Source organism: Bradyrhizobium prioriisuperbiae (assembly GCF_032397745.1).
Classification (GTDB): Bacteria; Pseudomonadota; Alphaproteobacteria; order Rhizobiales; family Xanthobacteraceae; genus Bradyrhizobium_A; species Bradyrhizobium_A prioriisuperbiae.
Window position 1 is genome coordinate 5,701,245 of sequence record NZ_CP135921.1, and the last position, 23,303, is coordinate 5,724,547.

The following is a 23,303-nucleotide window of genomic DNA, read 5'->3' on the forward strand; positions in this document are numbered from 1 at the left end:
CGTGACGGGCGCCGCGCAAAAAGTTGCGGCCAGCCCTGGGGGAGGCTGGCCGCGCGCGATCCGGTCTGGGACGGGGAGGGGTGGGGATGCGACCGGTTCGCGGGTCTCCAAATTCCTTCTAGGTTCAGCGTGCGCTCGCCGTTGAAACGGCAGGGCGGGTGTCTCCAAGCGAGACCCAGACATTGGGATCGCTCTGGCTCTGTCGCTTGACGTAGCGGTAGCCGGTGTCGGTCCAGGCCAGAACCTCTTCGTTCTGGTTGTCGAGAATGAACTCGCCCTTGCTCGACTTCACCGTCAGCACCGCGTGCCCGTCGCCTTTCTTGTCGCGGACCACCGTGATCAGCAGCGCTTCGCGCGGCCAGCCCGCATCGATCAGCATCTTGCGTTTCAGCAGCACATAGTCTTCGCAGTCGCCGTAGCCATCGGTCGGATACGACCACTTCTCGATGACACCCCAATGATCGACGTCGGTCATCGGCTTGATGTTCTCGTTGACCCAGCGATTGACGCGCAGCAGGTCGCGCCATGCGGTCTGCGTCATGACGATGTCGCGCGGCTGCGTCGCGCCGCTGCGGCAATCATCCGGATTGTCCGCGCAGAATTCGACCCAGCCGATCGGTGCTCGCGCTGTCTCGCCGACACCTGCATAAAGGCTTGCCTGTTGCACGCGCTCGCCGGCGCTGGCGTGTGCCGTCAACCCCATCAGAATGGCGCATGCCATTCCGATGCCCTGTCCTCGAATACGTGACACTGTGGCCCCCGTTTTTCTTGTTGGGCCATCTGTCGCATGGACGATTTGCAGCGCCGCTAAATCGCCTCAGTCAATTCGAGACGAATGAAAATCAAAACTGGCGCATGTTCGATTCAAATTTGAATCATCTTGGGCGGAGATTTGAGATGATCGGATTTGATTCAAATTTTATGGATTAAGCCGGAGCCAGTTGTTGCGGCGATGTTTTCAGGATCGCCATCTGCCGGCATTAACCCTGCGTGTGGCCGATCATGGTTATCGCGACGGTATCCATGCACGAAAAAGCCCGCCGTTCGGCGGGCTGGTGACGTCGATGGCAGGCGCCGGCGTTTACCTGGCGGTGACGTTATCTTCGAGAGTCTCGGCGAGCTGCGGAAATGCGAACTCGAGCGCGAAGCCGTCCTCGAGGTGGCGTATCACCTGGGCCTGCACCCGGCCGATCGTCACCTTGGAGCCGATCTCGGGCCGGGTCTGGGACGAAATTGCGGCGCCCGACAGCGACATATCGATGATCCGGCAGTGCATTTCCTGGCCGTCGACGAGCAGGATCCGCGCACTGGGGTTGCGCGGGACGATACGGTCGTGACGGCGGTCTTCCGGCAGGTTCAGGATCTGGCGGTTGGCGAGCCATGTCAGCTGCGCTGCCATCTTGTCGCGCTTGCGCGGCGTGGCGGTCACCGTCATCGCGAAACCGTTGTCGATGATCCGGGTGATCTTGCCTTCGACGCGGCCCACATGATCGAGATAGGCGATGACGCGGTCGCCGACATTGCCGATGCCCGGCGCCAGCATGGCCAAGCCGCCAGGCGACATATTGATTATCTGGCAGGGAAACTCGCGCCGATCGGGCAGCATGTAGCGGCCGAGCAGGTGCACCTTGACGCGCTGGAAACGCCGTCGTTCTTCAGCGGCGGGAAAGGCGGGCTTTCGTTGCGCCAATACCATAAATTTGTACCAGTTGAACCGCGCGTCGGTATGCACGAACCCTACGGCGGGCAGGGTTAATAGGCGGTTACTCCTGTCCTTTGTAGTGTCTTGGAATTGCAATGATTTTTCGATGGAGTTTGCGCCGCGCCAGGCTGCGCGGTTTTTTGCCAACGACATTTGCCAACGATAACCGTGACCATCGCGTTCAGGCTCATGACGGCGCCCCGTTGATCACGGCTATTGCGTCTTGGTCGTGATGATTTTGATTCAGCAGAGATTGAATCACGATCAGCAGCCGCAGATCAGCGCGTACCCTCATACACCATGAAACCCCGCACCCCACTCCACCGGCGCACAGTGCGCAGGCGGCTGCGCGGGCGTGGCGCGAGATGGCGCCACGTCGTCAGCTTGAAATCGGTCATCGGCCCGGTCGGCGGTTGAAACGGCGCCAGCAAGCCGGTCAGGCTGAGGGGTGTGTGGGCTCGTGCGCTGAAGGGCAGGAGCAGCAGTTCGAGATGAGCCGGCTGCCCATTCATCGCGCGGGCGGTGACGCCGGCAATGGTCGGCTGGGTCTCCTCGGCGACGATCGTCAGAATGTCCTCGATCTCGCGCCGGCGGGCGGCCGCAAACAGGGGTGTGAAACCCTGACCCTTGGCATCGCGCCCCAGCAGTGCGCAGACGCGGGTCCCGGCGACACGGAACGGGTATCCGGCAGCTGGATCGTTGGACAGCACGAAAATATCCCCGAGCAGCTCCCGCACGGCGCCGGGTTCCATGTCGCTGCGGTCGGGGGCCGCTGCATTGCCACGCTTTTCGTCCCAATAGTTGAAAAAGGCGCGGCTCGATGGGTGTTTCATAACCTGTCCCTGACCTGCCAACGGCCGGACACGGACATGTCTGTCCCGTTACCGGTCATCGTCGGGGTCTCTCCTGTTGTGCAGGAGGGGGGTTGCAGCGTCCATGCCGTGGCCGTGTTTTGGCCGGTTTCTCCGCGGCTTTATGGCGTTAACGTTAAATTAACTATGCGCTTGGGGCTTTTGCGTAGTCCGGCTAGTATCTGCTCACGTCAACTGCGGAACGGCTGTTCTCCACGGCCCGCACCGGTTGCCGATAACAGGTGGCGTCAAACAGGCTGGTCATCGCGGGGAGGGGTGGGGTTCCTGCGGCAAGACTGCTCACAACAAGACTTGCTTACGACAAGACTGCTCACGACAAAGACTGCTCGATCGATCGCCCACGTGCGATCCGGAAGGGAGGGCGAAAGCCCTCCCTTTTGTTTTTCTGGCCAAGCGAGGCCGCATTTGTCTTGCTGCGATGCAAGGGCGAGCTTGCGCGAGCGCTCCAAAGCCGCCTATCTGAAGCGCTTGGCGGCTGCCCGACTCGGCGCCCCGCATCGACATGTTGGGCCCGCGACCTTTGACGTCTCCACGCGAACCGATTTTGACCATCCCCGGCGCCATGACGGCGCTGCTCGTGCTGCTGGGCGCGGTCCATCTGGTGCGGGTTCTGCTGCCGATCGAACTCGGCGAATGGATGATCTGGGCGTTCGGCTTCGTCCCGGCACGCTACGATCTGCCATGGTCCGATCCCCGGTTTCCCGGCGGCGCCGGCGCCGCGATCTGGACTTTCCTGACCTATTCGCTGTTGCACGCGGATCTCAGCCATATCGGCTTCAATGCCTTGTGGATGCTGCCGTTCGGAAGCGCTTTGGCGCGCAGGTTCGGGACGATGCGCTTCTATCTCTTCATGGCGGTCACTGCCATCGCTGGTGCGGTTGCGCATCTTATGACGCATCAGCATGAGGTGGCGCCCATGATCGGAGCATCGGCGGCGGTGTCGGGCGCCATGGCAGGGTCGATCCGCTTTGCCTTCGGCCATGGCAGCTTTCTGGCTTTCGGGCGGCGCAGCGATGCCGAGAGCGCGGCGCAGGTCCCGGCACTGTCGCTGTTTCAGTCCCTGCGCAACCCGCGTGTGCTCGCGTTTCTGGCGGTCTGGTTCGGCATCAACATCGTGTTCGGCGTCGGATCGATCGCGGTCGGCGCTGCGGCGCAGAGCATCGCCTGGCAGGCCCACATCGGCGGATTTGTCGCAGGTCTCGTGCTGTTTTCGCTGTTCGATCCGGTTGCCCGGCAAAGCGGCGCCGAGAGCGATCCGTCGCCTGCGGACGTTGTCGACGGCGAGTAACGCCGCACGACGGCATTATCATCGATCCCAGCAGTTTTCTGCCGAATGGCTCCCATCCGTTCGGTGCGCTGTCCCGCGCCTTGCGAGTCCGCGCAAATTCATCCATCATCTTTGAACCAAATCGACACTGTGCTGTTTTTGACGACTGAAGAATACAAGGCCGCGGCGTTTGCAAAGCGGTTGTCTTTTCTCAGGAGGCGACAATGACGGTAAGGGCGATCCTCAATTCCAAAGGGCACGAGATTCTGGGCGTCGAGCCGAATGCCAAGCTGTCGACGGCCATCAAACTCCTGGCCGAGCGACGGATCGGCGCCGTGCTGGTGATGAAAGACCAGCAGCATATGGAAGGGATCCTGTCCGAACGCGACATCGTCCGTGTTCTCGGTGAGCGTGGTGCCAGTGTGCTGGATGAGCCGGTGAGCGCGGTCATGACCCGCAAGGTCGTGACCTGCAGGGAGGCCGACACCGTATCCACCATCATGGAAGTCATGACGACGGGCAAGTTCCGGCATCTGCCGGTCGTTGAAAACGACATTGTCGTCGGCCTGATCTCGATCGGCGACGTCGTGAAATCACGCGTCCAGGAATTCGAGCGCGAGCAGGAAGCCCTGCACGAGTATATCAAGACGGCTTGATCTAAAGCCATCTCGGCACCGGGGCATTACGCTCCGGTCGCTCGCGAGGCGTTGACGCGGCGTAGCCGAAGCGACAGCAGCGTTCCGACGAAACCGGCAATACCAACAATGGCTGCCGCAGCGGGCCAGCCAAAGGCGTCGATGGTTCTGCCGATCGCAATCGGTCCGATCACCTGGCCGAGATTGCTTCCCTGCATCACCAAACCTAGCACGACCGGCGTCAGCCGGTCTGCTGGAGCAACGACGGGTGCAGTGGCCAGAAGTGTGGCAGGCAGCAGACCGCCGATGGCCGAGAACAGGACGCATAGAAGAAAGGTCGGTGTGTTGGCGAAAACGGGCACAAAGATTCCAAGGCCGGCAAGGGTCATGATGAGACTGGCACTCCCTGCCAGCATCGCCCGTGGTGCCCCGCGAGACAGCAGCAGGCCAGCCGCGATGTTGCCGACGATGTTGGCGCTGGTCGCGACCGCACTCAGCAGGCCGGCGGTGCGCAGCGAAACACCCATGCGGTCCATCAGAAGCACGGGCAGGAAGCTGAACAGCGCAAAGAACATCAGACTGTAGAGTGCGAACGTGGCCGCGAGAACCAATGGTCCATTGCCGCGGCAGGTGGCAGTCACGTCTTGGCCCAGCCGTCGCCATGACGGCTGGGCGCGAGCACGCGTCGCGGGCACGACGGTCAAGACCATGGCGATGGCGAGGACAGCGAGTCCGGCCGAACACCACCAGACCATGCGCCAGTCGGCAAAGAGCGGCGCCGTGAGCATCGCTAGCGCCATGCCCGTGGGCATGAAGCAGCTCCAGAGTGCGATCGCGATGTTCCTGCGTTCGACAGGTGCGATGCGTTGCAGGACGGCGGGACCAGCAATGGTCACGAGAAGAAAGCCGAAGCCCTCGGCGATGCGCGACGCGAGTAGCATCGAATAGCCATTCGCCATCGCGCCGCCGGCGGCACCGAGCGCCGCCGCCACAAGGCCGGCGGTCAGAACACGTCGGTCGCCGATAGCGGCCACGATGCCGCCGGCGGCGACGCCGCCGAGCGCGCCGAGCAGGGCGATCACGGCGCTGAGCCAACCCACCGCCGTCAGGCTGAGCTGCAGATCGTGCTGAATCAGAGGGGCTGCGATCGCGACCTTGCCGATCTGGAGCGAGGCGACGACGCCGGCGGCGACAACGACAAGGATGCCGTTCCAGCCCGTGTCACTTGCGAAGGTGGCCGATGGGGATGCGTCGGTGGGGCTCATGGAGTTCGACTGCCTTACGACTCGGAAACTCGCGCCAGAGAGACGTCAGATTGAGCATTTCTTCCTGTTCTATGGGAGTGATATAATGACGATGAATTTGATCGATTGAGTTGATCATGTTGGACGCGCTCACACTCGACCAGATGCGGGTTTTCGTGACTGTCGCCGAAAGCGGCAGCTTCCGGGCTGGGGCCGGCCGGCTCTCGCGGGTGCAGTCGGCGGTCAGCCATGCGATCGCCAATCTCGAGACCGAGCTCGGAGTTTTGATCTTCGACCGCTCCGGTCATCGCCCGACCCTGACGCCCGCAGGACAGGCACTGCTCGCCAATGCCAGGGATATTCTTATGCGCGTCGACGCCATGCGTGCGCGCGCCAAGGGGCTCGGTGAGGGGGTGGAACTGGAGTTGTCGCTGATCGTGGATACGCTCGTTCCGATCGCGTCGGTCGGCGCGGCCCTGAACGCCATGCGCACACTTTATCCGTCGGTCGCGATCCGGGTGTCGGTCGAGCCTCTCGGCGGTCCGATCAGCGGCTTGATGGAACGGCGTTATATGCTCGGGATTGCCGCCGGCGACGGCTTCCGCGATCCGCGGATTGTGCTCGAGGCACTTTCATCCGTGCCGTTGATTGCCGTCGTCAGCGCACAGCATCCACTGGCACGCCACGCTGAAGGTGAAGTCCTCGATGTGTCGGATCTCGCCGATCACATTCAAGTCGTTCTGTCCGATCCTTCTCGTCTTAGCGAGGGCAGGGATTTCGGTGTCATCTCGCCGCAGACCTGTCGGGTCACCGGCCAGGACACCAAGCACGCGCTGATCCTTGCGGGTCTCGGCTGGGGACGCCTTCCGCTGTGGCAGGTCCAGCGGGATATCGCTGAGGGACGGCTGGTTCGGCTGGCGACCACTGCGTTGGGACGCAACAGCGAAGTCGCCATGGAAACCTATCTCGCCCGTCGCGTCGACGAGCCGCTGGGACCGGCGGCGCGCGCCTTCACCGAGGCGCTCAAGCGTATCAGTGCGACCGAATTCGACAATCGATCACGGTGACATGTTCTGATTTTGCCCCATGCCCGGCGTGTTGCTCGAGGTCGGGGACAGGATCGAGATCGCTTCCTGGATCGATTCGAGGTTGCGCTCGGCGGCGCGTGCGCCATGCGCAATGGTTTCCTCGGCGCGGTGGAAATCAAACCATCCGATCTTGCCGACCCGCGGCGAGATCAGCACGTCCGGCGGATCGCCGGCGAGGCGGGCGCGGGTGATGCGGTCCTGCATGATATTGAAGGCCTCGACCATCACCGTGGAAATTCCGGGGCGGTCGCCGCTGCCGAAGAATTCACGTTTGACGGTGCGCTCGGCTGAAAAGAATTTTCCGATGCCGCGCTTGGGTGCCGGCAGCTCGACCGTCTCATCCGCTGTTCCTTCGACGGCGCCATAAGTCGAGATGATGGTGCCGTGGCCGAACACGTCGGTGCTGACGTTGGCCGCGATGACGATCTCGGCGCCGAGCGCGCGGGCGGCCGAGACCGGCACCGGGTTGACCAGCGCGCCGTCGATCAGCCAGCGGTCGCCGATCGCGACCGGCGAGAAGATCCCGGGGAGAGCATAGGAGGCGCGCATGGCGTCGACGACGCGGCCATGGGTGAGCCAGATTTCGTGCCCGGTCTGAATTTCGGTGGCGATGGCGGCAAACCGCAGCGGCAGATCGTCGATGCGGGTCTTGCCGAGCGACGCTTCGAGTTGCGCGGCAAGCTTGTTGCCGCCGATCAGGCCGGATCCGTTCAGGCGGATGTCGAGATAACTGAAGATGTTTTTCGGCTGCAGGCTTCGCGCCCACTCCTCCAGCGTGTCGAGTTGGCCGGCTGCATAACATCCGCCGACCACGGCGCCGATCGAGGTGCCGACCACGATGTCGGGAAGAATGCCGTTGGCGATCAACGTCCGCATGATGCCGATATGGGCGAACCCGCGGGCCGCGCCGCCACCGAGCGCCAGTCCGATTGTCGGTCGTCGCGTCGGTCCGAGACCGGCCTTGTCCCGATTTCGTCCGATCAAGCCCTCGAGCACCGTCATATTCTCCAGAGGACGGCAAGAATCAGCCGTCCCGCACAAACAAGCACAAAGCGTACCTGTACAAACGCATATAGGATTGAATTGTGCCGTTAGCCTTAACCGGCGGGGATGACAAACATGACCGGACGACATGCCTCCCCGGCGGACTTGCTCCTGCGTGGTGTGAATGCGCCCTGAATTGAACGGTCACAGGCTTGAATTCGCCGCGTTTTCGGTCAAAAACCCTGCAATGATGCCCACCCGCACCCCGTGCCGTGACCAGTCCCGTTTTCGCGTGCAATGGTCCCGTGCCGGACTGCGTGCGCTGCTGGTGGTTTTGGCTCTGGCGTGTCCGCAGGTTGCCTCGGCCCAGCTGTTTACCGACCGCCCGCCGCCGGTTCCGCCGGGATCGGTGCCTGAAGCGCCGTCGGGACCGGCCATGAACCTGGCGCCCCCTTCCGGAGCGGCGGCTGCGCCGGCCCCGTTGCCTGCCCCGATCACCCAGCCGCCGGTATCCGCGGCGCCCCTGGCCGCACCACCCGCCACCGCGGCCGTCGCGACCCCCGGGCAGGCCGTACTGGCGCTAACCGCGCGGTATGGCAAGGATCTGCCGGTGGTCAACAGCGGTCTCGTTTGGCGGATCTACGCCGACAAGCCGGATGCTGCCGGCGCGTTCAAATTGATCCGCGAGGAGCGCACCCCGACACCGAACATCGTGCTGCCGCCCGGCAGCTATGTCGTGCATGTCGGTCTCGGCCTCGTCAGCGCGGTGCGTCCCGTGACGTTGCGCCAGGAAACCACCCGCGAATCGTTCGATCTTCCGGCCGGCGGGTTGCGGATCGATGGCCGGGTCGGTTCCAGCAAGATTCCGCCGAACCAGATCGCCTTCGACATTTTCAAGGGCAGCCAGTTCGAAGTCGGCGATCGCGCGCCGATCTCGCAGAACATTCCCGCAGGCGATGTGCTGCTGGTGCCTGAGGGCACCTATTACATCATCTCGAAATATGGCGACGCCAATTCGATCGTGCGTTCCGACATTCGCGTTCAGGCCAGCAAGCTCACCGACGTGATCGTCACCCACCGCGCCGCGGTGGTGACGCTGAAGCTGGTCGGCGACAAGGGCGGCGAAGCGCTGGCCAACACGGCATGGTCGGTGATCACCCCCGCGGGCGACGTGATCAAGGAATCGATCGGTGCGTTTCCACGCGTCATTCTCGCCGAAGGCGAGTATCGCGCCATCGCCAAGAACGAGGGCAAGGTGTTCGAGCGCGCCTTCAATGTCGTGAACGGCGTCGACGGCGAAGTGGAAGTGGTTGCGCGCTAGTGTCCCGAATCCGAAGTTCGCTATGCTTAGCAGCGCGCTCGGGAGCGAACTTCGGATTCGACAAGGACACTAGCAAGCCCATGATTGTCGTGTCGTTTATGGTTCAGAAATTCGCTCGACGGACTCGCGGCGATGATGGAGCGAATTTCTGAACCACGACACGAGTATTTGAGACCGCTCAACCTCGCGGTGTTTTCGCCAATGATTTTCTAACCATTGGCTGTCTTATAAGTATCATAATCAGCATTAAGCCGGCGCTATTTACCACTCATCAATACGGCAAGGTTGAATTAACCCCGAAATTCGCTGCGTGCTGAGTTGGGGGCTGTCGTGGGTGCTGTCAGGAAGACGATCGAGGAAGAAGTCCTCACCGATACGTTGAACGACGTTTCGACCCTGCGACGAAAATGGTTTGCCGCGCTGCGCCCGGGACAACAACTGCCGGCCTACGAGGAAGTCGTGCTCGGCAGCATGGGCCGGCTCGCCGATCACATGGCGCTGCTGCAGGGAAGCGGCGAGACGCTGACCATCATGCGGACCGGACGCGCGTTGCGGCATTGGCTCGGACAGGATGCCTGGGACACCCGCGTCAGCGATCTCGCGCCGCAGTACGAGGGCGTGCTATCGGAAGCGGCCGTCAATGCGCTGGCGAGCGGCCGCCCCTATGCGACCTCGGCCTACAATGTCACCAATGGCATCGTCCGGTCCTTCGACATCTACGCCATGCCGATGGCCTGTCGGTGGGGACCGCTGCTGATTTCGGTCTACGTTCAGGAGCGCGGCAGCGGTTATAGCCTGGTCGACACCATCTTCAGCGCTACCGACGGCGGATTCCTGGCGCTCGCCGCCTGCCGCAATGCCAGCCACACCACGGTCGACTTCCAGATCGTGGATCTCAATCAGGGCGCCTCCCAGTTGCTGCAGCAGCCGGTGGAGACACTGCGCTGGCACCGCCTCAGCGAAGGGCAGCACGATCTGGCGACGGCGGATGTTCTGCGACGCCTGAGTGCCGTGATCGACAGCGGTGTAACGGATCAGTTCGAGATCGCGTCGTCACGCGGCACCCATATCAAGGTCAGCGTTGCCGCGATCGGCGATCTGTTGTCGGCGACATTGACCGACGTTACTGACCTGAAACGGCGCGAACAATCGTTTCGGTTGCTGTTCGACAACAATCCGATGCCGATGTGGGTGTTCGACGACACGAGTTTCGAGTTTCTCAACGTCAACGACGCCGCGGTGGCGCACTATGGCTACAGCCGCGAGCAGTTCCTGCGGATGAAGATCGGGGATATCTGGCCGCACGACGAACGCGACGTTCACTTCAAGTCGTTGCAAGTGTTGCAGGACAGCTATCAATCGCGGCGCAGCTGGCGGCATATCCGGGCCGACAGCAGCGAGATCGAGGTCCTGACTTATGGTCGCCGGGTCGGCTTTGGCGAGCGCAGCGCCTTCCTGGTGTCGATCATCGACGTCACCGAACGGCGCAAGGCTGAGGCGAAAATTTCCTACATGGCGCATCACGATGCGCTGACCGATCTGCCGAACCGCGTGACGTTCCAGCAACGGCTGCAACAGACGGTGGAGCAGTGCGGCCGCACCGAGCGCCGGGCAGCGGTGTTGTGCATTGACCTCGACATGTTCAAGGCGATCAACGATTCGTTCGGCCATCCGGTCGGCGACCGGTTGCTGCAGCAGGTCGCGCAGCGCCTCGGTGCCGATCTCGGCCCGAGCGATCTCGCCGCCCGCCTGGGCGGCGACGAATTCGCGGTGATCCTGGATCCGATTTCCGGGCCGACCGAGGTCGGCGATCGGGCCGCCCGGCTGATCGCGTCACTCAGCGCGCCCTATGACGTCGACGGTCGCGAACTGACCATCGGCGCCAGCGTCGGGATCGCTATCGCGCCGCTCGACGGCGACACCTCGGAGGTGCTGCTGCGCAATGCCGACATGGCGTTGTACCGGGCTAAAGCCGGCGGTGGCGGTGCTCACCACTTCTTCGAGATGGAGATGGATCGGCAGGCACAACTGCGCCGCGCGCTGGAGGCCGATCTGCGGCAGGCGCTGAACAATGGCGAGCTCGAACTGCACTACCAGCCGCTGGTCAATCTCGCCGCCGACCGCATCACCTCGTTCGAAGCGCTGTTGCGCTGGCACCATCCGGTGCGCGGCATGGTGTCGCCGGCCGAGTTCATTCCGGTGGCGGAAGACATCGGCCTGATCGTGCCGATCGGCGAATGGGTGCTGCGTACCGCCTGCGTGGATGCCGCGACATGGCCGTCCGACATCAAGGTTGCGGTCAATCTGTCGCCGGTGCAGTTCAAGAGCCGCAATCTCGTGCCGGCGGTGATGGCGGCGCTGGCGCATTCGCAACTGTCCGCGGAACGACTCGAACTCGAGATCACCGAATCCGTGCTGCTGGCGGAGACTGACGCCAATCTGCAGACACTGCATCAAATGCGCGGACTGGGCGTGCGGATCTCGATGGACGATTTCGGCACCGGCTATTCCAGTCTGAGTTACCTGCGCAGTTTTCCGTTCGACAAGATCAAGATCGACCGCTCGTTCATCCGTGATCTGCCGGATCGTGCCGACTGCATTGCCATCGTGCGAGCGATTTCGGGGCTGGCGCAAAGCCTCAGCATCGCCACCACGGCGGAGGGGGTCGAGACGCGGGAGCAACTGGAGCGGCTGCGCGCGGAAGGCTGCACCGAGGTGCAGGGCTTTCTGTTCAGTCCGGCACGGCCGGCGGAGTCGGTGGCGGGCCTGCTGGCGCGCTTCGGCAGCAATGCGGCTCAGGCGGCGTGAGGTTCAAATAGCCGCCAGCGGGCACGATCGGCGGCGTTATCCCGCGCCGTCGAGAAACAGCCGATAGGCTGGATTGTCGGTCTCATCCCAGTACGGGTAGCCCAGTTCATCGAGACGGTTGTGAAAGCGTGGCCGATCGTCTGCCGGCACCTGAATGCCGGCGAGCACGCGCCCATGATCGTCGCCGTGATTGCGATAGTGAAACAACGAGATATTCCAGTCGGGCGTCAGGCCGTCGAGGAATTTGAGCAGGGCACCCGGGCGCTCGGGAAACGCGAAGCGCAACAGCAGTTCGTTTTCGATCCCGACCACGCGTCCGCCGACCATGTAGCGGACATGGAGCTTGGCCATTTCGTTGTCGGTCATGTCTTCGACGCCATAGCCCTGACGGCGCAGGATATCGACGATCTCTCGTTTCTCCCGCTCGCCCTCACTGAGGCCGAGGCCGAGAAACACATGGGCCGGCCCGCTGCCCGACAAGCGGTAGTTGAACTCGGTGACGGGACGTGGCCCCAGGGCCTGAATAAATGCCCGATAACTGCCGGGGTGTTCAGGGATGGTGACCGCGAGCAACGCCTCGCGGCGTTCGCCGATTTCGGCGCGCTCGGCAATATGGCGCAGCCGGTCGAAGTTGAGATTGGCGCCGCTGTTGATGGCGATCCGGCTGCCGCTGGTCGAGGAGGCGGGACCGAAGGCTTTCAGGCCGGCAAGCGCGAGCGCCCCCGAAGGCTCGGCGATGGCACGGGTGTCATCGAAGATGTCCTTGACCGCGGCGCAGATCGCATCGGTGTCCACCGTCACTACTTCATCGAGAAACTCACGGCACAGGCGGAAGGTCTGCTCGCCGACCTGGCGCACCGCAACGCCATCGGCAAACAGGCCAACCTGACTGAGTGTCACGCGCTCATCGGCTTGCAAGGAGGCCGCCATGCCCGCGGCGTCGTGCGGTTCGACGCCGATCACCTTGATGTCCGGCCGCAGGAATTTGATGATGGTTGCGACGCCTGCGGCAAGGCCGCCGCCACCGATCGGGATGAACACGGCGTCGATCGGATCGGGATGCTGGCGCAGAATCTCGAGGCCGATGGTGCCCTGTCCGGCAATGACGTCGAGATCGTCGAACGGGTGGACGAATGTCAGTCCCTGCTGCAACTCGATCTGCCGGGCCTGGGCGTAGGCTTCGTCGAATGTATCACCGGACAGGATCACTTGCCCGCCGCGACGCTTCACCGCCTCAACCTTGATCGCGGGCGTCGTGCGCGGCATCACGATCGTTGCCTCAACCTGAAGGCGTTGCGCGGCGAGGGCGAGCCCCTGGGCATGGTTGCCGGCGGATGCGCAGATCACGCCCCGCGCCAATGCGTCTGCCGGGAGCGAGGCAAGTTTGTTGTAGGCGCCGCGCAGCTTGAAGGAGAAGACCGGCTGCAGGTCTTCGCGTTTGAGAAACACCGGCGAGCCGAGACGCCCGGTCAGTCTCGGCATCGGGTCGAGAGGACTTTCGATCGCGACATCATAGACGCGGGCGGACAATATCCTCTTGATCAAGTCCTGCATGAGCAAAGCCCTGGATAAGCAACGTCCCTGCTGACCAGAACCGGATCAGCGCGTCAATCAGAACCGGGTGACGAGATCGCTGAGGTTCGGCCGCGGCCGGTCCTCGACCGGCTTGTCGATGCTGCCGATATGGACGAAACCAGCCAGCTTTTCGTCGGCCTGCAATCCGAATGCACTCAGCACCTCGCGGTCGAACGCGAACCAGCCGGTCAGCCAGTTGGCGACATAGCCGAGCGCGTTGGCGGCGGTAACGATGTTCATGGCGCTGGCACCGGCCGACAGCTCCTGCTCCCAGGGCGGCACCTTCGGATGCGGCTTGATGGAGGAAACCACCGCGATCACCAGCGGCGCTTCCGCCAGCCGGTTCTTCTCGGATTCGATCTGCTCGATGGTGGCGCCGGGGTTTTTCGCGGCGAATACTTTTGCGATCACGTCGCCGGCCCGCCGCCTGGCGTCGCCCTCGAACACGATGAAGCGCCAGGGCGCGATCTTGCCGTGATCCGGCACCCGGGCGCCGATGGTGAGAATGGTCTCGAGTTCGGAGGGTGAGGGGCCGGGGCCGTTCATCTCGCGCGGCTTGGCGGAACGGCGGGTTTTCAGGAGCTCTAGGGCGTCGGGCATTTGGGCACCGGAGTTGTGTCGAATGCGTTCAAGCGATCATCGGATATCGGATCGCACCGGGTGCGGGGCAAGGGCCGCGGTTTGGTAATGCTCTAAACCGCGGCCCTGCATCTGTCTCCGCTTCAGTCGTCGCCCGCCCGGGCCCGCTTGACGTCCGGCGGTGTCGCTTCCGCGACCAGTGCAGCCAGCGCTTCGTCGAGCGGCATCACGGTCTGGCCCTCGCTGCCGAGGCGGCGGATCGAAACCGAACGGGTCTCCGCTTCCTTCTTGCCGACCACGAGCAACGCGGGAACCTTCGCCAGCGAGTGTTCGCGCACCTTGTAGTTGATCTTCTCGTTGCGCAGGTCGATGTCGACGCGCAGGCCGGCACGGCGTGCGGCCGTCAGCACCTGCCTGGCATACTCGTCGCCCTCCGAGGTGATGGTGGTCACCATCGCCTGGGTCGGCGCAAGCCACAGCGGGAAGTGGCCGGCGAAGTGCTCGATCAGAATGCCGGTGAAGCGCTCCATCGAGCCGCAGATCGCGCGATGCACCATCACCGGCGTCTTCTTCGAGCCGTCGGCGTCGATGTAGAACGCGCCGAACCGTTCCGGCAGGTTGAAGTCCACTTGCGTGGTGCCGCACTGCCAGTCGCGGCCGATGGCGTCGCGCAGCACATATTCGAACTTCGGCCCGTAGAACGCGCCTTCGCCCGGATTGATCGCGGTCTTGATCCGGTTGCCGGACCGGCTTTCGATCTCGCGCAGCACGGTCGCCATCACGCGCTCGGCATGATCCCACGCCTCATCGGAGCCGACCCGCTTTTCGGGGCGGGTCGAGAGCTTGACGGTGAGTTCGCCCTCGAAGCCGAAATCCGAATAGGTCGACAGGATCAGGTCGTTGATCTTGAGGCACTCGTCGGCAAGCTGCTGCTCGGTGCAGAACACATGCGCGTCGTCCTGGGTGAAGCCGCGCACGCGCATCAGCCCGTGCATGGCGCCTGACGGCTCGTAGCGATGCACCACGCCGAACTCGGCGAGGCGCAGCGGCAGGTCGCGGTAGCTCTTCAGCCCGTGCTTGAAGATCTGCACGTGTCCGGGACAGTTCATCGGCTTGATCGCGAACCAGCGCTTGTCCTCGGCCTCGTCGCCGGCGGACTGCGCCGCGAACATGTTCTCGCGGTACCAGTCCCAGTGCCCGGAAGTCTCCCACAGCGACTTGTCGAGCATCTGCGGCGCGTTGACCTCGTCATAGTCGCCGGCCAGACGGCGGCGCATATAGGCGACGATCGCCTGGAACAGCGTCCAGCCCTTGGCGTGCCAGAACACCACGCCGGGGCCTTCTTCCTGGAAATGAAACAGGTCGAGCTCGCGGCCGAGCTTGCGGTGGTCGCGCTTCTCGGCTTCCTCGATCTGCTTCAGGTAGGCGTCGAGCTGCTCCTGCTTGGCGAACGCCGTACCATAGATGCGGGTCAGCATCGGGTTCTTGGCATCGCCGCGCCAGTAGGCGCCGGCCACCTTCATCAGTTTGAAGGCCGTGCCGACCTTGCCGGTCGAGGTCATGTGCGGACCGCGGCAGAGGTCGAACCAGTCGCCCTGCTTGTAGATCTTGATCGACTGGTCTTCCGGAATGGCGTCGACCAGTTCGACCTTGAAAAGCTCGCCCTTGTCCCTGAACACCTGCTTGGTCTGGTCGCGGGTCCAGACCTCCTTGGTGAACGGAGCATCGCGCGCAATGATCTCGCGCATCTTCTTTTCGATGGCGGCGAAATCCTCCGGCGTGAACGGCTCGTTGCGGAAGAAATCGTAATAGAAGCCGTTTTCGATGATCGGGCCGATGGTCACCTGGGTGCCCGGCCACAGCGCCTGCACCGCTTCGGCGAGCACGTGCGCGGCATCGTGCCGGATCAGCTCCAGCGCGCGCGGGTCGTCGCGGTTGATGAATTCAATCTTTGCGTCATGCTCGATCGGGTCGGCCAGATCGGCGACGACGCCATCGAGCGCCATCGCCACGGTGCGTTTGGCGAGCGAAGGCGAAATGCCCTTGGCGATGTCGAGGCCGGTGATGTTTCTGGGAAACTCGCGCTTGGCGCCGTCCGGGAAAGTCAGCGACAACGGCTGGTCGGCGGGGCGAAGGTTGGCGAGGCCGAATTTGAATTTTTGAGGATCGTTCTTGAGGTCGTCGTTCATTGTTTTCTCCTGTAGCTCACTCCTGCGAACGAACGCAGGTAAGCGGGCCCGGAAATAACCCAGGGCGGGGGCGGGGGCAATCGCCACGGGCGGTTTCCCAGGCCGTTTGGCGAAATTTTGATTGCAAGATGGACTTGATGCAACCCGCTTGGTAGCCTTCGGCCGTTGCCGGTTTCCAGTTTGGCCTTTGTTGGCTCCATGACATTGCACCGTTTTGTCCTGGCCGCGCGCGGTCTGGGTCTTGGCTTGGTTGTTGGACTGCTTTTTGGCTTGGTCCCGAATCCCGTGTCCGCCGCTGAGGCCGCCAAGCCTCCGGAGCCGTTTTCTCCCACTTTGATCTTTTATGTCGCCAAGGGCGGCCCCGATGCCTGCGGCCAAGGGTGCGATACCTGGATCGCTGCGGAAGGCAGGATCGACAGCGAGGCCGCCGCGCGTCTCCGGAAGTTTTTCCGGCAGCACAAGGACCAGAAGCTGCCGATCTACTTTCATTCGCCGGGTGGCAACGTGGAGCAGGCGCTGGCGATGGGCAGGATGCTCAGGAACGACAAGGCGGTTGTCAGGGTGGGGCGCACGCTGGTCAAGGGCTGTGTTTCCGGCCTTCAGATCGATGATGCCTGCCTCAAGCTCAAGCAAGCCGGTGGCCAGATCGATGCGGAGATCGCCACGCGCGGTGCGATGTGCAATTCGGCATGTCCGTTCGTGCTTTTTGGCGCGATCACGCGGGGAGATCGCGCCCGACGCGTTGCTTGCCATTCACTCTCCACGCCTGACATTGACGTTTCTGCACGGCCGACCGTCTGAAGCACTGCGCGCCGAGGCGATGCGACGGGCGCTGGAGCGCGCCGACCGCAACACGTCGAAATATGTTGCCGAGATGGGGATCGATCGCGGCCTGCTCGACCTTCAGAGGACGATCAAGTTCGAGGACCGGCATGTCCTGACCCGCGATGAGATCTTCCGGTTCGGGATCGACCGGCGCGAGTTCGTCGAGACGCCCTGGCTGCTGGAGACCGGCACTCGTGCATTCCTGAGAAAGCTGGCGGTCGAAAAGCTGGAGGGGAAGACGTCATATCGTCTGTTGCAATGGCAGCTGTCCTGCTTGGCCGCCGACGATTTCCGCTTGAACTATCAGCGACAGCTCGAAGGGCCGGGGACGTATGGAATGGTCTCCATTGCCGGTGTCGCGCCCAAACCACTTCAATTCCGGTTTCCGCCGTTCAAGTCGCCGGGTTATGAAAACTGGCAACTTCGAATGACCAAGGCTTCGGTGGAGTCGCTGGCCGGACTACCGCAACTGGAGATCACCGAGACGTCGATCGCTCCCGACGGCCAGCGCCTGGTGCACGTCGCGAAATTGTCGACCGACGGACTGTCCACATCGATGAAGACACTGTTTGGCGGCTGTACGGTACCGACTATCGGCAACGATTGGTGGCGCGCTGCGGTCGAACTCAAAAAACAGAATGTTGCTCCCAAACAAGACATAACTCCGAAACAAGATCTGGCTCCCAAACAAGAGGCGGCGCCCAAAGAGTCTCCTTCCGACAAATAGTCGCGCATGTGTCCGTTGCCGACAAAGTAGATGCATTTGCATTCAACATGAATTAGTCTGCGCGAATGGGACTTAAAAAGTTTGCGGCGCCGACAGCGCTGATGTTCGGGAATTTCGTCACCGGTCTTGCGGTGATGTCGCCGGCGGGAATGCTGGCCGATCTTGCAAAAAGCCTCGGCGTGTCTGTCTACCAGGCCGGGCTGCTCATCACCTTCGGCGCGATCGTGCTGTGCATCGGCTCGCCGCTGATGACCTGGTTGACCAGCACCATCGATCGTCGCCGGCTGCTGGCCGGCAGCATGCTCGGGGTCGCCATCAGCCACGCTGCGGCGTTCGTCGCGCCGGATTACACCAGCCTGATGGTTCTGCGCCTGGTGATGCTCGCCATCATCGTGGTGTTCACGCCGGTCGCGGCGGGGACCGCCGCCATGATCGTTCCCGAGGACCAGCGGCCCAGCACCATCGTCTATGTCTTTCTCGGCTGGTCGCTCGCACTTGCGCTCGGCATGCCGTTGGTGACCTACGTGGCCGCGCATGTCGGCTGGCGCGAAATGCTCGGCGGCATCGGTGCACTGGCGCTGCTGGCGTCGGTGCTGGTCGCCGTTGTCCTGCCGAAGGGGCTGGTCGGCGCGCCGGTCGAATTGCGCACCTGGATCGTGCTCGGCCGCAATCGTCTGGTGCTGTTGCTGCTGCTGATCACGACTCTGCAGGTCGCGGGGCAGTTCTGCACGTTTCCTTATCTTGGGCCGCTGCTGTTGCAGATGACGCGGGCCACGCCGGAAACGATCGCGCTCGCGTTCGGCATCTTCGGAGTGTTCGGGTTTTTCGGCAATATTTTCGCCATGCGTGCCGTCGGCTGGATCGGGCCGTTCTGGACGTCGGTGATCTTTCTGTCGCTGTTGCTGCTGGGAAGTGTGGTGTGGGTGATCGGTGCCGGCATCACCGCGCTGCCGGTGCTGCTGGCGGCAAGCGTATTGTGGGGTCTCGGCTTTGCCGCGATGAATTCGATGCAGCAGACCCGTCTTATCGGCGCCGCACCGGTGTTCGCGAGCGCAGCCGTCGCGCTGAACACGTCGATGCTGTATGTCGGGCAGGCGGTCGGCTCGGGCCTGGGCGGACAATTCTTCGCGCACGATCAATTGCAGGCCAACGGCTATGCGGGCATTGCTTTCATCGTGCTGGCGATCGGAGTGCTGTTTCTCACGCGCCCGAGATCCTCAGTTGTCGGCGCGTGACGCGCCCGCAACACATCGCCTTCGATTTCGCTCGATCCGGCAGAACGCATTGCATCGACAGGCGGGGTCGGTCAAACATCCAGCCGATCTTCATTTGCCGTCCCGTCACCATCTCCCATGTGAGAGTCTCATGTCCGAGGGATCCCTGAAATTCATCGTCGGAGTTGGTGCCAGCCTTTTGCTGTCGGCCTGCGCATCGATGCCCCAGCCATGCCTGCCGCCGGCGCAAACCATGGCCACGGCCGAAATGTTCTTCGGCCGCAAAATTGGTGACCGGATCGGCGTCAGCGAAGCCGCGTTTGCGCAATTCACCGCACGCGAAATCACGCCACGATTCCCCGATGGCCTCAGCGTGATCGACGCCCGCGGTCAGTGGAAGGACACGGAGCGGGGAACGGTGGTGCGTGAGCCGAGCAAGCTGGTGCTGATCACCTTCAAGGATGACGCGCAAAAACGCGCCGATCTCGGTGCCATCGCCGAGGCCTACAAGCATCAGTTCAAGCAGCAGTCGGTGATGACGTCGATCAAGACGGCATGCGTCGGGTTCTAGCTGTTGCCGTCATTGACGCCACGCCAGCGCGCATAACGCCACGGCAGGTACCACCGCGCGCCCGACGGAATCGTTGCAACGACATTGTCGATCCCGGACGTGCCGAAGGGTTGGCAGCGCAGCAGCCGCGCCAGTGTCATCCAGCCACCCGCCCACAGGCCGAACCGCTCGATCGCTTCCTCGCCATAGGCCGAGCAGGTCGGCAGGTGCCGGCAATGAAATCCGATCAGCGGCGATAGGGTGTAGCGGTAGGCCACGATCATCGCGCGGCCGGCATTGCGTGGAAGCCGCTGCATCGTTTTCGCACAGGTCGCGCAATGGGGCGAGAGTTTCAGCGACGGTTTCATTTCGCTCGTTTCGACAGGGCCTGCGGCGCATCCAGGCCGGCAGCGCCGGGTTCCGCAACCGGGAACCATGCCCATGGTTTCTGCGCCACACCGGCGAAATATCGCACGGTTCTAACTGCACTGCACCAAAGTTTCATGGACGCGAATCCCCGGTGCGGGTACCTTTTTGATAACGGCGGTGTGACAGCAGGGGTCGCACGGGGCTGGTCCGATTTCCGTTTAGGGGCGGGGAAGGAACCAACTTGTTTTTGAAGGGGTCGCTCACTTTCCGGGCCTGGCTGCGGCTGGGCGTGGCTGCGGTCGTGCTCTCTTTGCCGGGAGCGTCACTGTCGGGGACCGGCAGTGCTGCGCGCGCCGGCGACACGCTTGAGCAACGCAAATTGCCGATGCGCTTTGCTTGGCATGAGCGGGCCGGTTTCGGCGGGCAACTGGTCGCTGCTGTCGGAACCATCACCAGCGATACACCGAAAGAGTTCGCCGACTTCGCTGATGGCCGCGACCTGAAGGGCGTCGCGATGGTCCTCGATTCCAGTGGTGGCTCGGTGCTCGATGCCATCAAGCTGGGACGGCAATGGCGTGATCTCGGCGTCACCACGACCGTTGGCATCGTGACGGAAACCCAGACTGCCGACGGTACGACATCGAGCATCTTCTCGGGTGCCTACTGTGAATCGATGTGCGTGTTCCTGCTGCTGTCCGGCCAGACCCGCACCGTGCCGGATGGCGCCCACGTGCGTGTGCATCAGATCTGGATGGGCGATCGTGCCGACGACGCCAAGGCCGCGACCTACACCGCGCAGGACGTCATGATCATCGAACGCGATGTCGGCCGGCTGGCGAAATACACCTTCGACATGGGCGGCACCGGCGATCTCCTGGCGCTGGCGCTGAGTGTGCCGCCATGGGAGCCGCTGCACGAACTGACGCCGTCCGAATTGCGCCTGACCAATATCGTGACCGATGACGCGGTTGCCGAGGTGGCGCCGAAGGGCAATGCGCTGACCGCACTGTCAGCGCCGGCGGCAGAGCCAGCGCAGACGAAATCAAAACCGGTTCAGGACCGCTTTATCGCCGGCGCGTTGTCGCTGGATGGCAAGACGCTGGACGACAAGCCGCTTGACGACAAGACGGCTCCAATCAAATCGACCAAGACGGCCGAGGCGGGGGCGCCGACCGGCGCGGCGGCGGCGACACGGCACTGAGTGCGTGTCGTCGCCGCGCGAGGCGGCGAAGTTGATCGCCAAGTTTATCGCAATGGTTAGTTTTGGGCTGTGTCCAAGGTCTCGGACTTGACGGCCGATTTGGCCTCGATCTGCCCGATCGCGTCGACCACGGCGTCGAAGGTCAGCAGGGTCGAGGCATGTCGGGCCTTGTAGTCCCGGACCGGTTCGAGCACGGCAATATCGGACCACTTGCCCTGCGGCGGCGCGCCACCTTCCTTGAGCATCCGCCGCACGGTTTCGCGCAGGTCGCGCAGCTCCGTGGCGTTCGAGCCGATCACGTGCCGTGCCATGATCGAGGACGAGGCCTGGCCGAGGGCGCAGGCCTTCACGTCATGGGCGAAATCGGTCACCACCGGGCCGTCCATCTTGAGGTCGATCTTGACGGTCGAGCCGCACAGCTTGGAATGGGCGGTCGCGCTCGCGTCCGGGTCCGAGAGCCGGCCCAGCCGCGGGATATTCCCCGCCAGTTCGATGATTTTTTTGTTGTAGACGTCGTTCAGCATGGCAGGTGCATACTACGGTTGCGGATACGCCCGCGTCAGCGGTCTTGGCTGGCTTCGGGGCCTATCCTATATATGTACCGGGTCGCAGGAATAAACCCACCTGTTTCCCAAGCCTGTTCTCAAAGTCCCCGGAAATAGAGAATTTCTTCCGGACCTTACGATGATATGGGTTGCGCGGATGTCGGTTGACCCCCGATATCTGCATGGGTGGCGTCCGGCAGCTGACTGCGCTGTTGCGGCGACCGGTGACACTCCGGATCCTCGATGAGGGGCCGGTCGAACGGAGAGCTGAATGGACGCGATCATCAAGCCAATACGCCCGAACCCGCCGTCGGAAATCCCGGCCTCGGAATTCCAGGCATCCGCCATCCAGGCCGACCTGCCGCGCCCGTCGCGGGAGGAAGCCGAGTTGGCGGTCAAAACCCTGCTGGCCTATATCGGTGAAAATCCCGCCCGCGAGGGGCTGCTCGATACGCCACGCCGTGTCATCGAGGCCTATGACGAACTGTTCCAGGGCTATCATCTCTGTCCCGCCGAGGTGCTGAACCGGACCTTCGGCGAAACCGCCGGCTACGACGACTTCGTGCTGGTGCGCGACATCGAATTTCATTCGCACTGCGAGCATCACATGATGCCGTTCTACGGCAAGGCGCACATCGCCTATACGCCGGTCGAGCGGGTGATCGGATTGTCGAAGCTCGCACGCCTGGTCGATATCTTCGCCCATCGGCTGCAGACCCAGGAACATCTCACCGCGCAGATCGTGGGTGCGATCGACACCGTGCTGAAGCCGCGTGGCGTCGCGGTGCTGGTCGAGGCCGAGCACACCTGCATGTCGGTGCGCGGCATCGCCAAGCATGGCGCCAACACCATCACGACGCGCTTCACCGGGCTGTTCCGCAACAATCCCGACGAGCAGAACCGCTTCCTGAGCCTGGTGCGTCAGCATCAGCGCTGAAGCAGAGAGATCGCGTAGCCCGGATGAGCGGAGCGACATCCGGGTCAGCATCGAGATAGATCCCGGATATCGCTCCGCTCATCCGGGCTGCGGGAAAGCATGTTTCCCGCCGTTCCCTTCACAAGGCTTCTGAGTTCGGAGCGAGGGTATTGCCGTGACCGCGACCAACGAGATCGAAGAGGGGCTGGTGCTGCGTCCGAAGTTCGACGCCGCCGGCCTCGTCACCTGCGTCACCACGGATGCTGTGACCGGCGACGTGCTGATGGTCGCGCATATGAACGACGAAGCGTTGCGCAGGACTATCGACAGCGGCGAGGCGTGGTACTTCAGCCGCTCGCGGGGGGCGCTCTGGCGCAAGGGCGAGAGCTCCGGCCATGTCCAGCGCGTGGTCGAGATGCGGCTCGACTGCGACCAGGATGCAGTCTGGATCCGGGTCGACCAGGCCGGCGGCGCGGCCTGCCACACCGGCCGGCGCTCCTGCTTCTACCGGGCGGTCAGCCGGGGGGCCGATGGGGCCGCGTCCCTGGCGTTTGTCGATTCGGACCGGCTGTTTGATCCGGCTGCAGTCTACCGCAAGCCTGGCTGATACCCTGAAGGGGCTGGAAAGAGGCCTAAATGGCCATCCGGCCATGAATTAACCCCGCGTTTACCATAATCGTTCAGGTTCTCTT

Annotated in this window: 22 protein-coding genes; 12 read left to right on the forward strand and 10 right to left on the reverse strand. The window is 63.1% G+C overall.

The window, feature by feature from the left end:
• Positions 1-124 precede the first annotated feature (124 nt).
• The 3 genes from RS897_RS26975 to RS897_RS26985 form a co-directional block, all read right to left on the reverse strand.
• Positions 125-721 (reverse strand): transglutaminase-like cysteine peptidase, encoded by a 597-nt coding sequence (locus RS897_RS26975; protein ID WP_315831770.1) that lies wholly within the window; start codon positions 719-721, stop codon positions 125-127.
• A gap of 360 nt (positions 722-1,081) precedes the next feature.
• On the reverse strand, positions 1,082-1,696 hold the full coding sequence (locus RS897_RS26980; protein ID WP_315838755.1) for a PilZ domain-containing protein: 615 nt from the start codon (positions 1,694-1,696) through the stop codon (positions 1,082-1,084).
• Positions 1,697-1,980: 284 nt separating this feature from the next.
• The gene (locus RS897_RS26985) at positions 1,981-2,535 is read right to left on the reverse strand and encodes a PAS domain-containing protein (protein WP_315831771.1); all 555 of its coding nucleotides are present in this window, start codon (positions 2,533-2,535) and stop codon (positions 1,981-1,983) included.
• Between the two features lie 541 nt (positions 2,536-3,076).
• Here RS897_RS26985 and RS897_RS26990 point away from each other — a divergent pair.
• Positions 3,077-3,862, forward strand: coding sequence for a rhomboid family intramembrane serine protease (locus RS897_RS26990; protein ID WP_315831772.1), 786 nt, complete (start codon positions 3,077-3,079; stop codon positions 3,860-3,862).
• 203 nt (positions 3,863-4,065) lie between these two features.
• Entirely contained in the window at positions 4,066-4,497 is a 432-nt protein-coding gene (locus RS897_RS26995) for a CBS domain-containing protein (protein WP_315831773.1), read from the forward strand.
• Between the two features lie 26 nt (positions 4,498-4,523).
• On the opposite strand, the gene RS897_RS27000 is transcribed toward RS897_RS26995, so the two are convergent.
• Positions 4,524-5,741 carry an MFS transporter gene (locus RS897_RS27000; RefSeq protein WP_315831774.1) on the reverse strand — a complete coding sequence of 406 codons (1,218 nt, stop codon included), beginning with the start codon at positions 5,739-5,741 and terminating at the stop codon, positions 4,524-4,526.
• 116 nt (positions 5,742-5,857) lie between these two features.
• Here RS897_RS27000 and RS897_RS27005 point away from each other — a divergent pair, with 116 nt between their 5' ends.
• Complete coding sequence (locus RS897_RS27005; RefSeq protein WP_315831775.1) at positions 5,858-6,787, forward strand: LysR family transcriptional regulator; 930 nt, start codon at positions 5,858-5,860, stop codon at positions 6,785-6,787.
• On the opposite strand, the gene RS897_RS27010 is transcribed toward RS897_RS27005, so the two are convergent.
• Complete coding sequence (locus RS897_RS27010; protein WP_315838756.1) at positions 6,779-7,804, reverse strand: patatin-like phospholipase family protein; 1,026 nt, start codon at positions 7,802-7,804, stop codon at positions 6,779-6,781. The genes RS897_RS27005 and RS897_RS27010 overlap by 9 nt on opposite strands.
• 235 nt (positions 7,805-8,039) lie before the next feature.
• Here RS897_RS27010 and RS897_RS27015 point away from each other — a divergent pair, with 235 nt between their 5' ends.
• Both RS897_RS27015 and RS897_RS27020 read left to right on the forward strand, forming a co-directional pair.
• Positions 8,040-9,113 carry a hypothetical protein gene (locus RS897_RS27015; protein ID WP_407654308.1) on the forward strand — a complete coding sequence of 358 codons (1,074 nt, stop codon included), beginning with the start codon at positions 8,040-8,042 and terminating at the stop codon, positions 9,111-9,113.
• Positions 9,114-9,443: 330 nt separating this feature from the next.
• Positions 9,444-11,921 carry a putative bifunctional diguanylate cyclase/phosphodiesterase gene (locus RS897_RS27020; protein WP_315831776.1) on the forward strand — a complete coding sequence of 826 codons (2,478 nt, stop codon included), beginning with the start codon at positions 9,444-9,446 and terminating at the stop codon, positions 11,919-11,921.
• Positions 11,922-11,957: 36 nt separating this feature from the next.
• Here the strand turns inward: RS897_RS27020 and ilvA are convergent, their stop codons facing one another.
• From ilvA to thrS, 3 genes are all read right to left on the reverse strand, one after another.
• The gene (gene ilvA, locus RS897_RS27025; protein WP_315831777.1) at positions 11,958-13,475 is read right to left on the reverse strand and encodes a threonine ammonia-lyase, biosynthetic; all 1,518 of its coding nucleotides are present in this window, start codon (positions 13,473-13,475) and stop codon (positions 11,958-11,960) included.
• A gap of 57 nt (positions 13,476-13,532) precedes the next feature.
• A complete protein-coding gene (locus RS897_RS27030) occupies positions 13,533-14,096 on the reverse strand; it encodes a nitroreductase family protein (protein ID WP_315831778.1) in 564 nt (187 codons plus the stop codon).
• Positions 14,097-14,218: 122 nt separating this feature from the next.
• Positions 14,219-16,264, reverse strand: a complete 2,046-nt coding sequence (thrS, locus tag RS897_RS27035; RefSeq protein ID WP_315831779.1) for a threonine--tRNA ligase — start codon at positions 16,262-16,264, stop codon at positions 14,219-14,221.
• A gap of 198 nt (positions 16,265-16,462) precedes the next feature.
• On the opposite strand from thrS, the gene RS897_RS27040 reads away from it, so the two are divergent.
• The 4 genes from RS897_RS27040 (at position 16,463) to RS897_RS27055 (ending at position 19,601) form a co-directional block, all read left to right on the forward strand.
• Positions 16,463-17,065 carry a hypothetical protein gene (locus RS897_RS27040; RefSeq protein WP_315831780.1) on the forward strand — a complete coding sequence of 201 codons (603 nt, stop codon included), beginning with the start codon at positions 16,463-16,465 and terminating at the stop codon, positions 17,063-17,065.
• Positions 17,007-17,816 carry a hypothetical protein gene (locus tag RS897_RS27045; protein WP_315831781.1) on the forward strand — a complete coding sequence of 270 codons (810 nt, stop codon included), beginning with the start codon at positions 17,007-17,009 and terminating at the stop codon, positions 17,814-17,816. The genes RS897_RS27040 and RS897_RS27045 overlap by 59 nt, the downstream gene beginning before the upstream one ends.
• 65 nt (positions 17,817-17,881) lie before the next feature.
• Positions 17,882-19,051, forward strand: coding sequence for an MFS transporter (locus tag RS897_RS27050; protein WP_315831782.1), 1,170 nt, complete (start codon positions 17,882-17,884; stop codon positions 19,049-19,051).
• Between the two features lie 130 nt (positions 19,052-19,181).
• Positions 19,182-19,601 carry a DUF3574 domain-containing protein gene (locus RS897_RS27055; RefSeq protein ID WP_315831783.1) on the forward strand — a complete coding sequence of 140 codons (420 nt, stop codon included), beginning with the start codon at positions 19,182-19,184 and terminating at the stop codon, positions 19,599-19,601.
• Here the strand turns inward: RS897_RS27055 and yidD are convergent.
• Positions 19,598-19,897: a membrane protein insertion efficiency factor YidD gene (yidD, locus tag RS897_RS27060; protein ID WP_315831784.1), complete on the reverse strand. Its 300-nt coding sequence runs from the start codon at positions 19,895-19,897 to the stop codon at positions 19,598-19,600. The genes RS897_RS27055 and yidD overlap by 4 nt on opposite strands.
• A gap of 293 nt (positions 19,898-20,190) precedes the next feature.
• Between yidD and RS897_RS27065 the strand changes: the two genes are divergently transcribed.
• The gene (locus RS897_RS27065) at positions 20,191-21,150 is read left to right on the forward strand and encodes a COG3904 family protein (RefSeq protein WP_315831785.1); all 960 of its coding nucleotides are present in this window, start codon (positions 20,191-20,193) and stop codon (positions 21,148-21,150) included.
• A 56-nt stretch (positions 21,151-21,206) separates the two neighbouring features.
• Here the strand turns inward: RS897_RS27065 and RS897_RS27070 are convergent, their stop codons facing one another.
• A complete protein-coding gene (locus tag RS897_RS27070; protein WP_315831786.1) occupies positions 21,207-21,674 on the reverse strand; it encodes an iron-sulfur cluster assembly scaffold protein in 468 nt (155 codons plus the stop codon).
• Between the two features lie 292 nt (positions 21,675-21,966).
• On the opposite strand from RS897_RS27070, the gene folE reads away from it, so the two are divergent.
• Together folE and hisI are read left to right on the forward strand one after the other, a co-directional pair.
• Positions 21,967-22,632, forward strand: a complete 666-nt coding sequence (gene folE / locus RS897_RS27075) for a GTP cyclohydrolase I FolE (RefSeq protein ID WP_315831787.1) — start codon at positions 21,967-21,969, stop codon at positions 22,630-22,632.
• 154 nt (positions 22,633-22,786) lie between these two features.
• Positions 22,787-23,218: a phosphoribosyl-AMP cyclohydrolase gene (hisI, locus tag RS897_RS27080; protein WP_315831788.1), complete on the forward strand. Its 432-nt coding sequence runs from the start codon at positions 22,787-22,789 to the stop codon at positions 23,216-23,218.
• The last annotated feature ends 85 nt before the right edge of the window (positions 23,219-23,303 follow it).

Excerpts from the sequence above, each read along its gene's own strand:
- RS897_RS26975 (WP_315831770.1), bottom strand. The coding sequence starts at position 721 with ATGGCATGCGCCATTCTGATGGGGTTGACGGCACACGCCAGCGCCGGC.
- RS897_RS26980 (WP_315838755.1), bottom strand. The coding sequence starts at position 1,696 with ATGGTATTGGCGCAACGAAAGCCCGCCTTTCCCGCCGCTGAAGAACGA.
- RS897_RS26985 (WP_315831771.1), bottom strand. The coding sequence starts at position 2,535 with ATGAAACACCCATCGAGCCGCGCCTTTTTCAACTATTGGGACGAAAAG.
- RS897_RS26990 (WP_315831772.1), top strand. The coding sequence starts at position 3,077 with ATGTTGGGCCCGCGACCTTTGACGTCTCCACGCGAACCGATTTTGACC.
- RS897_RS26995 (WP_315831773.1), top strand. The coding sequence starts at position 4,066 with ATGACGGTAAGGGCGATCCTCAATTCCAAAGGGCACGAGATTCTGGGC.
- RS897_RS27000 (WP_315831774.1), bottom strand. The coding sequence starts at position 5,741 with ATGAGCCCCACCGACGCATCCCCATCGGCCACCTTCGCAAGTGACACG.
- RS897_RS27005 (WP_315831775.1), top strand. The coding sequence starts at position 5,858 with ATGTTGGACGCGCTCACACTCGACCAGATGCGGGTTTTCGTGACTGTC.
- RS897_RS27015 (WP_407654308.1), top strand. The coding sequence starts at position 8,040 with ATGATGCCCACCCGCACCCCGTGCCGTGACCAGTCCCGTTTTCGCGTG.
- ilvA (WP_315831777.1), bottom strand. The coding sequence starts at position 13,475 with ATGCAGGACTTGATCAAGAGGATATTGTCCGCCCGCGTCTATGATGTC.
- RS897_RS27030 (WP_315831778.1), bottom strand. The coding sequence starts at position 14,096 with ATGCCCGACGCCCTAGAGCTCCTGAAAACCCGCCGTTCCGCCAAGCCG.
- thrS (WP_315831779.1), bottom strand. The coding sequence starts at position 16,264 with ATGAACGACGACCTCAAGAACGATCCTCAAAAATTCAAATTCGGCCTC.
- RS897_RS27040 (WP_315831780.1), top strand. The coding sequence starts at position 16,463 with ATGACATTGCACCGTTTTGTCCTGGCCGCGCGCGGTCTGGGTCTTGGC.
- RS897_RS27050 (WP_315831782.1), top strand. The coding sequence starts at position 17,882 with ATGGGACTTAAAAAGTTTGCGGCGCCGACAGCGCTGATGTTCGGGAAT.
- RS897_RS27055 (WP_315831783.1), top strand. The coding sequence starts at position 19,182 with ATGTCCGAGGGATCCCTGAAATTCATCGTCGGAGTTGGTGCCAGCCTT.
- yidD (WP_315831784.1), bottom strand. The coding sequence starts at position 19,897 with ATGCAGCGGCTTCCACGCAATGCCGGCCGCGCGATGATCGTGGCCTAC.
- RS897_RS27070 (WP_315831786.1), bottom strand. The coding sequence starts at position 21,674 with ATGCTGAACGACGTCTACAACAAAAAAATCATCGAACTGGCGGGGAAT.
- folE (WP_315831787.1), top strand. The coding sequence starts at position 21,967 with ATGGACGCGATCATCAAGCCAATACGCCCGAACCCGCCGTCGGAAATC.